Source organism: Klebsiella sp. C283, from assembly GCF_048822555.1.
GTDB classification, from domain to species: Bacteria; Pseudomonadota; Gammaproteobacteria; order Enterobacterales; family Enterobacteriaceae; genus Klebsiella; species Klebsiella quasipneumoniae.
In genome coordinates, this window is sequence record NZ_JBMEZS010000005.1 from 272,845 (window position 1) to 285,127 (window position 12,283).

The 12,283-nt window shown below is 58.5% G+C and carries 15 protein-coding genes; 14 read left to right on the forward strand and 1 reads right to left on the reverse strand.

Annotated elements, in window-relative coordinates; translation table 11 throughout:
* Positions 1 to 175 precede the first annotated feature (175 nt).
* A complete protein-coding gene (gene pduF / locus ACOI7Z_RS11985; RefSeq protein WP_004105118.1) occupies positions 176 to 976 on the reverse strand; it encodes a propanediol diffusion facilitator PduF in 801 nt (266 codons plus the stop codon).
* A gap of 524 nt (positions 977 to 1,500) precedes the next feature.
* Between pduF and pduA the strand changes: the two genes are divergently transcribed.
* Genes pduA through pduP form a run of 14 tightly spaced genes read left to right on the forward strand, consistent with a single transcriptional unit; the run spans position 1,501 to position 12,274 of the window.
* Entirely contained in the window at positions 1,501 to 1,785 is a 285-nt protein-coding gene (gene pduA / locus ACOI7Z_RS11990) for a propanediol utilization microcompartment protein PduA (RefSeq protein ID WP_001183618.1), read from the forward strand.
* Positions 1,782 to 2,594 carry a propanediol utilization microcompartment protein PduB gene (gene pduB / locus ACOI7Z_RS11995; protein ID WP_004105122.1) on the forward strand — a complete coding sequence of 271 codons (813 nt, stop codon included), beginning with the start codon at positions 1,782 to 1,784 and terminating at the stop codon, positions 2,592 to 2,594. The genes pduA and pduB overlap by 4 nt, the downstream gene beginning before the upstream one ends.
* An 18-nt stretch (positions 2,595 to 2,612) precedes the next feature.
* Positions 2,613 to 4,277 carry a propanediol dehydratase large subunit PduC gene (pduC, locus tag ACOI7Z_RS12000; protein ID WP_004105132.1) on the forward strand — a complete coding sequence of 555 codons (1,665 nt, stop codon included), beginning with the start codon at positions 2,613 to 2,615 and terminating at the stop codon, positions 4,275 to 4,277.
* A gap of 10 nt (positions 4,278 to 4,287) precedes the next feature.
* Positions 4,288 to 4,962 (forward strand): propanediol dehydratase medium subunit PduD, encoded by a 675-nt coding sequence (gene pduD, locus ACOI7Z_RS12005; protein ID WP_087849644.1) that lies wholly within the window; start codon positions 4,288 to 4,290, stop codon positions 4,960 to 4,962.
* Between the two features lie 14 nt (positions 4,963 to 4,976).
* Positions 4,977 to 5,498, forward strand: a complete 522-nt coding sequence (gene pduE, locus ACOI7Z_RS12010) for a propanediol dehydratase small subunit PduE (RefSeq protein WP_004105138.1) — start codon at positions 4,977 to 4,979, stop codon at positions 5,496 to 5,498.
* A 15-nt stretch (positions 5,499 to 5,513) separates the two neighbouring features.
* The gene (pduG, locus tag ACOI7Z_RS12015) at positions 5,514 to 7,346 is read left to right on the forward strand and encodes a propanediol dehydratase reactivase alpha subunit PduG (protein WP_072420542.1); all 1,833 of its coding nucleotides are present in this window, start codon (positions 5,514 to 5,516) and stop codon (positions 7,344 to 7,346) included.
* Entirely contained in the window at positions 7,336 to 7,686 is a 351-nt protein-coding gene (pduH, locus tag ACOI7Z_RS12020; protein ID WP_064372410.1) for a propanediol dehydratase reactivase beta subunit PduH, read from the forward strand. Before pduG ends, pduH begins: the two co-directional genes overlap by 11 nt.
* 19 nt (positions 7,687 to 7,705) lie before the next feature.
* The gene (gene pduJ / locus ACOI7Z_RS12025) at positions 7,706 to 7,981 is read left to right on the forward strand and encodes a propanediol utilization microcompartment protein PduJ (protein WP_001057755.1); all 276 of its coding nucleotides are present in this window, start codon (positions 7,706 to 7,708) and stop codon (positions 7,979 to 7,981) included.
* 3 nt (positions 7,982 to 7,984) lie between these two features.
* Positions 7,985 to 8,467: a BMC domain-containing protein gene (locus ACOI7Z_RS12030; protein WP_087849666.1), complete on the forward strand. Its 483-nt coding sequence runs from the start codon at positions 7,985 to 7,987 to the stop codon at positions 8,465 to 8,467.
* Positions 8,467 to 9,099, forward strand: coding sequence for a phosphate propanoyltransferase (locus tag ACOI7Z_RS12035; RefSeq protein WP_087849645.1), 633 nt, complete (start codon positions 8,467 to 8,469; stop codon positions 9,097 to 9,099). The genes ACOI7Z_RS12030 and ACOI7Z_RS12035 overlap by 1 nt, the downstream gene beginning before the upstream one ends.
* Positions 9,096 to 9,587 (forward strand): microcompartment protein PduM, encoded by a 492-nt coding sequence (gene pduM / locus ACOI7Z_RS12040; RefSeq protein WP_087849646.1) that lies wholly within the window; start codon positions 9,096 to 9,098, stop codon positions 9,585 to 9,587. The genes ACOI7Z_RS12035 and pduM overlap by 4 nt, the downstream gene beginning before the upstream one ends.
* Before the next feature lie 3 nt (positions 9,588 to 9,590).
* Positions 9,591 to 9,866 carry a propanediol utilization microcompartment protein PduN gene (pduN, locus tag ACOI7Z_RS12045; RefSeq protein ID WP_000549823.1) on the forward strand — a complete coding sequence of 92 codons (276 nt, stop codon included), beginning with the start codon at positions 9,591 to 9,593 and terminating at the stop codon, positions 9,864 to 9,866.
* A gap of 9 nt (positions 9,867 to 9,875) precedes the next feature.
* Positions 9,876 to 10,886 (forward strand): two-domain cob(I)yrinic acid a,c-diamide adenosyltransferase PduO, encoded by a 1,011-nt coding sequence (pduO, locus tag ACOI7Z_RS12050; protein ID WP_004105187.1) that lies wholly within the window; start codon positions 9,876 to 9,878, stop codon positions 10,884 to 10,886.
* Positions 10,883 to 12,274, forward strand: coding sequence for a CoA-acylating propionaldehyde dehydrogenase PduP (gene pduP, locus ACOI7Z_RS12055; protein ID WP_087849647.1), 1,392 nt, complete (start codon positions 10,883 to 10,885; stop codon positions 12,272 to 12,274). The genes pduO and pduP overlap by 4 nt, the downstream gene beginning before the upstream one ends.
* Positions 12,275 to 12,283 lie beyond the last annotated feature (9 nt).

The window sequence follows — 12,283 nt, forward strand, 5'->3', positions numbered from 1 at the left end:
AGTTAATTTTTTGTTATAAATAAAACATTTCTTTAATATTTACTTCCTTTCATCATCCATTGCCGCCAACGATAAAAGAATAATACGATAGCAAAAGTCTCCCATCCGTGGGAGACGTTTTTGGCGAGTTCGTGATACCGGTTCATGAAAATTTTTGGCTATTTCAGCCGTGACCTTAATCCTCTAATTTACAGGTATTACACGGTAGATTATTACCAATCAGATAACGATAGATGGCCGCGCCGAGACAGGCGCCGATCAGTGGCGCAATAATCGGCACAATAAAGTACGGAATATCCCTTCCGCCGGTCATCGCGATATCGCCCCAACCCGCCATCCACGTAAACAGCTTCGGCCCAAAATCACGCGCCGGATTCATCGCAAAGCCGGTCAGCGGCCCGGTTGAAGCGCCAATGACCGCCACCAGCAGGCCGATCAGCAGCGGGGCCAGCGGCCCTTTCGGTACGCCGTTGCCGTCGTCGGTCAGCGCCATAATCATCCCCATCAGCATGGAGGTGATCACCACTTCAACCAGCGCCGCATGCCAGATGCTCAGCGATGCCGCCGGGTAGGTGCTGAAAATACTCGCCAGCTGCAGGCTCTCTACGCTGCCGCGAGCGATATGGTGGGCGGATTCAAACTCGGTGAACATCGTGCTGTACAGCACATAGGCCAGCACCGCGCCGCCAAAGGCGCCGGCAACCTGTGAAACGATATAGGGGAAAACTTTTCGGCCGGGAAAGCAGGCAAACAGCCATAACGCGACGGTCACCGCCGGGTTGAGATGCCCGCCGGATATTCCCGACGTCAGATAGACGGCAAGCGAGATCCCCAGCCCCCAGATAATGCATATCTCCCACAGTCCGAGGCTGGCGCCCGCCACCTTTAACGCGCTCAGGCAGCCGATGCCGAAAAACAAAAACAGCCCGGTGCCCAGAAACTCGGCGGTACATTGCGCTTTTAACGAATCATTCATGGTGACACCTTCTTAGCAGAGTTCGTGTCCTGACCAGCCAACATCCTGCTGGCAGTAGAGTACAACGCGCACCACTATATGAACTCCCGTCCGCAAATTGTTGGCAACCTGCTGACGGCAGCCTCCGGAAAATTCGGGTATCAATAACAAATTATTGTCATTAAATAACGCAGAATGGCATTGCTCACGCGCGGCTTTCGCCATTATGCCCCCGCCATAGCATGCAAAAATATTGCTAAAACCAACTCATCGTTTTCCAACAAACATCACAAATCAGTTTCTCGCGCATAGCAGATAAAATTAAAATCGTCATGAACAAATTTGTAAATATGGAATATACAAAACAAGATAATCACATCAGCGAAAATAAAAAAACAAACAACATCAAACACTTAAATAAATAAACGAAAATTTTATCTTATCCAATACCCACTATTTTTTCACCATCACATTGAAGTCAGCCATTCTTTTTCCTCGCATCTTCTTATAGTCCCCACTATCGGAACACTCCATGCGAGGTCTTTATGCAACAAGAAGCACTAGGAATGGTAGAAACCAAAGGCTTAACCGCAGCCATAGAGGCCGCTGATGCAATGGTTAAGTCAGCCAATGTGATGTTAGTGGGCTATGAAAAGATTGGCTCCGGGCTGGTAACCGTCATCGTGCGCGGCGATGTTGGCGCGGTAAAAGCGGCCACCGATGCGGGTGCCGCCGCCGCACGTAACGTGGGTGAAGTGAAAGCCGTACACGTCATCCCACGCCCTCACACCGATGTAGAAAAAATCTTACCGAAGGGAATTAGCCAATGAGCAGCAATGAGCTGGTTGAACAGATCATGGCTCAGGTGATTGCCCGCGTGGCGACGCCGGAACAGCAGGCCATCCCTACTGAAAACCATCCAATACGAGAGACGGCTATGGCAGAAAAAAGCTGCAGTTTAACGGAATTTGTCGGGACCGCCATTGGCGACACCCTGGGCCTGGTTATCGCCAACGTCGATACCGCCCTGCTGGACGCGATGAAGCTTGAAAAGCGCTATCGCTCCATCGGCATTCTCGGCGCCCGTACCGGCGCAGGCCCGCACATTATGGCGGCGGACGAAGCGGTGAAAGCCACCAACACCGAAGTGGTCAGCATTGAGCTTCCGCGCGATACCAAAGGCGGTGCAGGCCACGGTTCGCTGATTATTTTAGGCGGCAACGACGTTTCCGACGTTAAGCGCGGGATTGAAGTGGCGCTGAAAGAGCTCGACCGCACCTTCGGCGATGTTTACGGCAATGAAGCCGGACATATCGAGCTGCAGTACACCGCCCGCGCCAGCTACGCCCTGGAAAAAGCCTTCGGCGCGCCGATTGGCCGCGCCTGCGGCATTATCGTCGGCGCACCGGCCTCCGTTGGCGTGCTGATGGCCGATACCGCCCTGAAGTCAGCCAACGTAGAAGTCGTGGCGTATAGCTCTCCGGCGCACGGCACCAGCTTCAGTAACGAAGCCATCCTGGTGATTTCCGGCGACTCCGGCGCGGTCCGCCAGGCAGTCACCTCCGCGCGCGAAATCGGTAAAACCGTCCTTGCGACCCTCGGTTCTGAACCGAAAAACGATCGCCCGTCCTACATCTGATACCCACGAGGCTGATTCATGAGATCGAAAAGATTTGAAGCACTGGCGAAACGCCCTGTGAATCAGGACGGCTTCGTTAAGGAGTGGATCGAAGAAGGCTTTATCGCGATGGAAAGCCCGAACGATCCGAAACCGTCGATAAAAATCGTTAACGGCGCGGTGACCGAGCTGGACGGGAAACCGGTGAGCGATTTTGACCTGATCGACCACTTTATCGCCCGCTACGGCATTAACCTGAATCGCGCCGAAGAAGTGATGGCGATGGATTCGGTTAAGCTGGCCAACATGCTGTGCGATCCGAACGTTAAACGCAGCGAAATCGTCCCGCTGACCACCGCGATGACGCCGGCAAAAATTGTCGAAGTGGTTTCGCATATGAACGTCGTTGAGATGATGATGGCGATGCAGAAAATGCGCGCCCGCCGCACCCCATCCCAGCAGGCGCACGTCACCAACGTCAAAGATAACCCGGTACAGATTGCCGCCGACGCCGCCGAAGGCGCATGGCGCGGATTTGACGAACAGGAAACCACCGTTGCGGTAGCGCGCTACGCGCCGTTCAACGCCATCGCGCTGCTGGTCGGCTCGCAGGTAGGCCGTCCGGGCGTACTGACTCAGTGCTCGCTGGAAGAAGCCACCGAGCTGAAGCTCGGCATGCTGGGCCACACCTGCTACGCCGAAACCATCTCCGTCTACGGTACCGAACCGGTCTTTACCGACGGCGACGACACGCCGTGGTCGAAGGGTTTCTTAGCCTCCTCCTACGCCTCTCGCGGTCTGAAAATGCGCTTCACCTCCGGCTCCGGCTCCGAAGTGCAGATGGGCTACGCCGAAGGCAAATCCATGCTTTACCTGGAAGCGCGCTGCATCTACATCACCAAAGCCGCGGGCGTACAGGGCCTGCAAAACGGTTCCGTTAGCTGCATCGGCGTGCCGTCTGCGGTGCCTTCCGGCATTCGCGCGGTGCTGGCGGAAAACCTGATCTGTTCGTCGCTGGATTTGGAGTGCGCCTCCAGTAACGACCAGACCTTCACTCACTCCGATATGCGTCGTACCGCGCGCCTGCTGATGCAGTTTCTGCCGGGGACCGACTTTATCTCTTCCGGTTATTCCGCGGTGCCGAACTACGACAACATGTTCGCCGGCTCCAACGAAGATGCCGAAGACTTTGACGACTACAACGTCATCCAGCGCGACCTGAAGGTGGACGGCGGTCTGCGTCCGGTTCGCGAAGAAGATGTTATCGCCATCCGTAATAAGGCTGCCCGCGCGCTGCAGGCCGTTTTTGCCGGAATGGGGCTGCCGCCGATTACCGATGAAGAAGTGGAAGCCGCGACCTACGCCCACGGTTCGAAAGATATGCCGGAGCGCAACATCGTCGAAGACATCAAGTTCGCCCAGGAAATCATCAATAAAAACCGCAACGGCCTGGAAGTAGTGAAAGCGCTGGCGCAGGGCGGGTTCACCGACGTGGCCCAGGACATGCTCAACATCCAGAAAGCCAAGCTGACCGGAGACTATCTGCATACCTCCGCAATTATCGTCGGCGATGGGCAGGTGCTGTCAGCCGTCAACGATGTTAACGACTATGCCGGTCCGGCAACGGGCTATCGCCTGCAGGGCGAACGCTGGGAAGAGATTAAAAACATCCCTGGCGCTCTTGATCCCAACGAGATTGATTAAGGGGTGAGAAATGGAAATTAATGAAAAATTGCTGCGCCAGATAATTGAAGACGTGCTCAGCGAGATGAAGGGCAGCGATAAACCCGTCTCGTTTACTGCGCCAGCGGCCTCCGCGGCACCCCGGGCCACGCCGCCCGCCGGCGACGGCTTCCTGACGGAAGTGGGCGAAGCGCGTCAGGGAACCCAGCAGGACGAAGTGATTATCGCCGTCGGCCCGGCTTTCGGCCTGGCGCAGACCGTCAATATCGTCGGCATACCGCATAAGAACATTTTGCGCGAAGTCATTGCCGGTATTGAAGAAGAAGGCATTAAGGCGCGCGTGATTCGCTGCTTTAAATCCTCCGACGTGGCCTTCGTCGCCGTTGAAGGCAATCGCCTGAGCGGTTCCGGCATCTCTATCGGCATCCAGTCAAAAGGCACCACGGTGATTCACCAGCAGGGGCTGCCGCCGCTCTCTAACCTGGAGCTGTTCCCCCAGGCGCCGCTGCTGACCCTGGAAACCTATCGCCAGATTGGTAAAAACGCCGCCCGCTATGCGAAACGCGAATCGCCGCAGCCGGTCCCGACGCTGAACGACCAGATGGCGCGGCCAAAATACCAGGCGAAATCGGCCATTTTGCACATTAAAGAGACCAAGTACGTGGTGACGGGCAAAAACCCGCAGGAACTGCGCGTGGCGCTTTGATAAAGGATAACTCCATGAATACCGACGCAATTGAATCGATGGTGCGCGACGTATTAAGCCGCATGAACAGCCTGCAGGGCGAGGCGCCGACGGCGGCTCCGGCGGCAGACGGCGCGTCCCGTAGCGCAAAGGTCAGCGACTACCCGCTGGCGAACAAACACCCGGAATGGGTGAAAACCGCCACCAATAAAACGCTGGACGACTTTACGCTGGAAAACGTGCTGAGCAACAAAGTTACCGCCCAGGATATGCGTATTACCCCGGAAACGCTGCGCTTACAGGCTTCTATCGCCAGGGACGCGGGCCGCGACCGGCTGGCGATGAACTTCGAACGCGCCGCCGAACTGACCGCGGTACCGGACGATCGCATTCTTGAAATCTACAACGCCCTCCGCCCCTATCGCTCGACGAAAGAGGAGCTGCTGGCGATCGCCGACGATCTCGAAAGCCGCTATCAGGCGAAGATTTGCGCCGCTTTCGTTCGCGAAGCGGCAGCGCTGTACGTCGAGCGTAAAAAACTCAAAGGCGACGATTAATTACAGGGGTATGTGATGCGATATATAGCTGGCATTGATATCGGCAACTCATCGACGGAAGTCGCCCTGGCGACTCTGAATGAGGCTGGCACGCTGACAATCACCCACAGCGCGCTGGCGGAAACCACCGGGATCAAAGGCACGTTGCGTAACGTGTTCGGTATTCAGGAGGCGCTCGCCCTCGTCGCCAGAGGCGCCGGGATCGCTGTCAGCGATATTTCGCTCATCCGCATTAATGAAGCTACGCCGGTGATTGGCGATGTGGCGATGGAAACCATTACCGAGACCATCATCACCGAATCGACCATGATCGGCCATAACCCGAAAACGCCCGGCGGCGCGGGGCTTGGCGTGGGCATCACCATTACGCCGCAGGAGCTGTTAACCCGCCCGGCGGACGCGCCCTATATCCTGGTGGTGTCGTCGGCGTTCGATTTTGCCGATATCGCCAGCGTGATTAACGCTTCCCTGCGCGCCGGATATCAGATTACCGGCGTCATTTTGCAACGTGACGATGGCGTACTGGTCAGCAACCGGCTGGAAAAACCGCTGCCGATTGTTGACGAAGTGCTGTACATCGACCGCATTCCGCTGGGAATGCTGGCGGCAATTGAGGTCGCCGTCCCGGGGAAGGTCATCGAAACGCTCTCTAACCCCTACGGCATCGCCACCGTATTCCACCTCAACGCCGAGGAGACGAAAAACATCGTCCCGATGGCTCGCGCGCTGATTGGCAACCGTTCCGCCGTGGTGGTCAAAACGCCATCCGGTGACGTCAAAGCGCGCGCGATACCCGCCGGTAACCTTGAGCTGCTGGCCCAGGGCCGGAGCGTACGCGTAGACGTTGCCGCTGGCGCCGAAGCCATCATGAAAGCGGTCGACGGCTGCGGCAAGCTCGATAACGTCACCGGCGAGTCGGGGACCAATATCGGCGGCATGCTGGAACACGTGCGCCAGACCATGGCCGAGCTGACCAACAAGCCCAGCAGCGAAATATTCATTCAGGACCTGCTGGCCGTTGATACCTCGGTGCCGGTGAGCGTCACCGGCGGTCTTGCCGGGGAGTTCTCGCTGGAGCAGGCCGTGGGCATCGCCTCAATGGTGAAATCGGATCGTTTGCAGATGGCGATGATTGCCCGCGAAATCGAGCAGAAGCTCAATATCGACGTGCAGATCGGCGGCGCCGAGGCCGAAGCCGCCATTCTGGGCGCGCTGACCACGCCGGGTACCACCCGACCGCTGGCGATCCTCGACCTCGGCGCAGGCTCCACCGATGCCTCCATCATCAACCCCAAAGGCGAAATCATCGCCACTCACCTCGCCGGAGCTGGCGATATGGTGACGATGATTATTGCCCGCGAGCTGGGGCTGGAAGACCGCTATCTGGCGGAAGAGATCAAGAAGTATCCGCTGGCCAAGGTGGAAAGTCTGTTCCATTTACGCCACGAGGACGGCAGCGTGCAGTTCTTCTCCACGCCGCTGCCCCCCGCCGTATTCGCCCGCGTCTGCGTGGTGAAACCGGACGAACTGGTGCCACTACCCGGCGACTTAGCGCTGGAAAAAGTACGCGCCATTCGCCGCAGCGCCAAAGAGCGGGTCTTTGTCACCAACGCCCTGCGCGCACTGCGTCAGGTCAGCCCCACCGGCAACATTCGCGATATTCCGTTCGTGGTGTTGGTCGGCGGTTCGTCGCTGGATTTCGAGGTCCCGCAGCTGGTCACCGATGCGCTGGCGCACTACCGCCTGGTTGCCGGGCGGGGAAATATTCGCGGCAGCGAGGGTCCCAGAAACGCGGTGGCCACCGGCCTGATTCTCTCCTGGCATAAGGAGTTCGCGCATGGACAGTAATCACAGCGCTCCGGCTATTGTGATCGCCGCCATCGACGGCTGCGACGACCTGTGGCGCGAAGTGCTGCTGGGTATCGAAGAGGAAGGCATTCCTTTCCTGCTCCAGCATCACCCGGCCGGGGATGTCGTGGACAGCGCCTGGCAGGCGGCGCGCAGCTCGCCGCTACTGGTGGGCATCGCCTGCGACCGCCATACGCTGGTCGTGCACTACAAGAATTTACCCGCATCGGCGCCGCTTTTTACGCTGATGCATCATCAGGACAGTCAGGCCCAACGTAACACCGGTAATAACGCGGCACGGCTGGTCAAAGGGATCCCGTTCCGGGATCTGAATAGCTAAGCAACAGGAGAACAGCAGTATGAATAACGCACTGGGACTGGTTGAAACAAAAGGGTTAGTAGGCGCCATTGAGGCCGCCGATGCGATGGTGAAATCGGCCAACGTGCAGCTGGTCGGCTACGAAAAAATTGGCTCGGGTCTGGTGACCGTCATGGTTCGCGGCGACGTCGGCGCAGTCAAAGCGGCGGTGGATGCGGGCAGCGCGGCGGCAAGCGTCGTAGGCGAAGTGAAATCCTGCCACGTGATCCCGCGTCCGCACAGCGACGTTGAGGCCATTTTACCGAAATCAGCCTGATTGATGGCGAATAAGGAGCACCGCGTGAAGCAATCACTGGGATTACTGGAAGTTTGTGGTCTGGCACTGGCTATTAGCTGCGCCGATATCATGGCGAAATCCGCTTCTATCACGCTGGTCGCCCTCGAAAAGACCAATGGTTCAGGCTGGACGGTCATTAAAATTACCGGTGATGTGGCCTCCGTGCAGGCGGCCATCACCACCGGTGCACTGTTTGCCGAACAGCGAAACGGTCTGGTGGCTCATAAAGTCATCGCCAGACCCGGAGAAGGGATCCTGCCCGTAGAGGCTGCCCCACCCTCCGTCATGGAACCTGAGCCTGAAGAGTCAGAGACGGCTAATGTCGTTTCTGAAGCGCCAGCAGAAGAGCCCCTCCAGCAACAAGGCGTGGTCAGCTGCAACCTGTGCCTGGATCCAAAATGTCCGCGCCAGAAGGGCGAGCCGCGCACCCTTTGCATTCATCCCGGCAAGCGAGGTGAAGCGTAATGGATAAACAGCTTCTCGCATCAACGGTCAGTAAAGTCCTCGACGAGATGCGTCTGCGGCCCATTCCGCTGGGGGTTTCAAATCGTCATATCCACCTGTCGGCGTCGGATTATGAACGCCTGTTTCCTGGCCATCCCATCAGCGAGAAAAAAGCGCTGCTGCAGCCGGGACAGTACGCTGCGGAGCAAACCGTCACCCTGGTAGGGCCGAAGGGGCAGCTTAAAAATGTGCGCCTGCTCGGCCCACTGCGTTCGGTAAGCCAGGTGGAAATATCGCGTACCGATGCCCGAACCCTGGGGGTTGCGGTGCCGCTAAGAATGTCCGGCGATCTGAAAGGGACGCCAGGCATCCGTCTGGTCAGCCCCTATGGCGAACTGACGCTGTCGTCAGGAGTTATCGTCGCGCAGCGGCATATTCATATGTCGCCGCTCGATGCGCTGATCCTGCGGGTTTCCCACGGCGATAGGGTCTCCGTGGTCATTGAAGGCGACGCGCGCGGGCTGGTTTTCAACAACGTGGCGATTCGCGTTTCACCGGATATGCGTCTCGAAATGCACATTGATACCGATGAAGCCAACGCCGCCGGTGCCGATAATCCGCAGGCCTTTGCCCGGCTGGTAGGCCCGCGATGAACGGCGAAGTTCTGCAGCGCATCGTGGAGGAAATCGTCTCCAGGCTGCAGCGTCGCGCCCATAGCACGGCGACGCTGAGCGTGGCGCAGCTGCGCGATGCCGACTGCCCCGTGCTGTTCAGCCAGCACGCCTCGCTGCGCATCCTGCTTGTCGACCTGCCGCTGCTGGGCCAGCTGACGGAGGCGGAAACCGACGATCCTGCGGCCCGGAAAATTCACGACGCGCTGGCTTTCGGCATCCGCGTGCAGCTCACCCTGCACAGCCAGCTGCTGCCGGTTATCCCGGTCAAAAAACTGGCGCGCCTGCCGGCGATCTTCACCGACGAGCGCGGGCTGCCGCTGATCCTGCACGCAGGATCGGTGCTGAGCTATCGCGACGTCGCGCAGCTGGGTCAGGGTCGCCTGGTTATCCACCGCAAATGCATCGTGACCGCGCTGGCGCGCGAAGCGGCACAGGCGCGGCATGTTCAATTAATTAAGCAGGAGTAAATCATGCATCTGGCACGAGTCACGGGCGCGGTTGTCTCCACGCAAAAATCGCCTTCCCTGATCGGCAAAAAGCTGCTGCTGGTGCGGCGGGTCAGCGCCGATGGCGAGCTTCCCGCCTCGCCGACCTCCGGTGATGAAGTCGCCGTGGATTCCGTCGGCGCGGGGATCGGCGAGCTGGTTCTGCTCAGCGGCGGCTCCAGCGCCAGGCACGTTTTTTCCGGGCCAAACGAGGCCATCGACCTCGCCGTTGTCGGCATTGTCGATACGCTTTCACGTTAAGGAGCGAATATGGCGATTTATACCCGAACGGGCGACGCTGGCACCACCTCACTCTTTACCGGCCAGCGGGTGAGTAAAACCCACCCGCGGGTTGAAGCCTACGGCACGCTGGATGAGCTGAACGCCGCGCTGAGCCTGTGCGCCTGCGCCGCCGCGGATGAAAATCACCGCGCCTTACTTGAGGCCATCCAGCAGCAGCTTTTTTGGTTTAGCGCAGAACTGGCCAGCGACAGCGAACGGCCATCACCGAAACAGCGCTACATCAGCAGCGAAGAGATTTCCGCTCTGGAAGCCGCCATCGATCGGGCCATGGCCCGCGTCGAACCGCTGCACAGTTTTATTTTACCCGGCCGCTGCGAAGCCGCGAGCCGCCTGCATTTTGCCCGCACGCTGGCCCGCCGGGCCGAACGGCGACTGGTTGAGCTGGCGGCGGAAGTCAACGTGCGCCAGGTGCTGATGCGCTACATCAATCGCTTGTCAGACTGCCTGTACGCCCTGGCGCGCGCGGAAGATAGCGATGCGCACCAGAACAACATCATTCGTGAAGTGAGCCGGCGCTATCTGGCCGTCACTCAGCCGAGCCGCAGCAAGGAGACGACGCCCCTGGACCTTTCATTCCACGATCTGCACCAGCTCACCCGCGCCGCCGTTGAGCGCGCGCAGCAGCTTCAGGTGCCGGTGGTGATCAGTATCGTTGACGCACACGGCACCGAAACCGTGACCTGGCGGATGCCGGACGCCCTGTTGGTCAGCAGCGAACTGGCGCCGAAAAAAGCCTGGACCGCGGTGGCGATGAAAACGGCGACCCATGAGCTGAGCGAGGCCGTTCAGCCGGGCGCCGCGCTTTATGGCCTCGAAACGCATTTGCAGGGAAAAGTGGTTACCTTTGGCGGCGGTTACGCCCTGTGGCGCGACGGCTCATTAATTGGGGGTCTTGGCATCAGCGGCGGCAGCGTTGAACAGGACATGGATATAGCACAGACCGCCATCGCGGCCATTAACGTGGGAACTCATCAATGAATACTTCTGAACTCGAAACGCTTATTCGCACCATTCTTAGCGAACAGTTAACCCCAGCCCAAACGCCAAACCCGGCGCAGGGTAAAGGGATTTTTCAGTCCGTGAGCGAGGCCATTGATGCCGCGCATCAGGCGTTCTTACGTTATCAGCAGTGCCCGCTAAAAACCCGCAGCGCCATCATTAGCGCAATGCGTCAGGAGCTGACGCCGCATCTGGCCGCCCTGGCGGAAGAGAGCGCCAATGAAACGGGGATGGGCAACAAAGAAGATAAATTTTTGAAAAACAAAGCTGCGCTGGACAACACGCCGGGCGTGGAAGATCTCACCACCACGGCACTAACCGGCGACGGCGGCATGGTGCTGTTTGAGTATTCGCCATTTGGCGTTATCGGGTCGGTCGCACCGAGCACCAACCCGACGGAAACCATCATTAATAACAGCATCAGCATGCTGGCGGCGGGCAATAGCGTCTACTTCAGCCCGCATCCGGGAGCAAAAAAGGTCTCACTGAAGCTGATTAGCATGATTGAAGAGATTGTTTTCCGCTGCTGCGGCATCCGCAATCTGGTGGTTACCGTAGCAGAACCCACTTTCGAAGCCACCCAGCAGATGATGGCCCATCCGCGCATTGCGGTTCTGGCCATTACCGGCGGCCCGGGTATTGTGGCGATGGGCATGAAGAGCGGTAAGAAAGTCATTGGCGCTGGCGCGGGTAACCCGCCCTGCATCGTTGATGAAACGGCGGATCTGGTTAAAGCGGCGGAAGATATCATCAACGGCGCCTCGTTCGATTACAACCTGCCCTGCATTGCCGAGAAGAGCCTGATTGTGGTGGAGAGCGTCGCCGAACGTCTGGTGCAGCAAATGCAAACCTTCGGCGCGCTGCTGCTGAGCCCTGCCGACACTGACAAACTCCGGGCCGCCTGCCTGCCTGAAGGCCAGGCGAATAAAAAACTGGTCGGCAAAAGCCCATCAGCCATGCTCGAAGCGGCCGGGATCGCCGTTCCGTCGAAAGCGCCGCGTCTACTGATAGCGCTGGTTAACGCCGACGATCCGTGGGTTACCAGCGAGCAACTGATGCCGATGCTGCCGGTGGTGAAAGTCAGCGATTTCGATAGCGCGCTGGCCCTGGCGCTGAAGGTTGAAGAGGGACTGCATCATACCGCCATTATGCACTCGCAGAACGTGTCGCGCCTGAACCTCGCGGCCCGCACCCTGCAAACCTCGATATTCGTCAAGAACGGCCCCTCTTATGCCGGGATCGGCGTCGGCGGCGAAGGCTTTACCACCTTTACTATCGCCACGCCGACCGGTGAAGGGACAACCTCGGCGCGCACGTTTGCCCGCTCCCGTCGCTGCGTGCTGACCAACGGCTTTTCCATTCGCTAACCGAGGTCG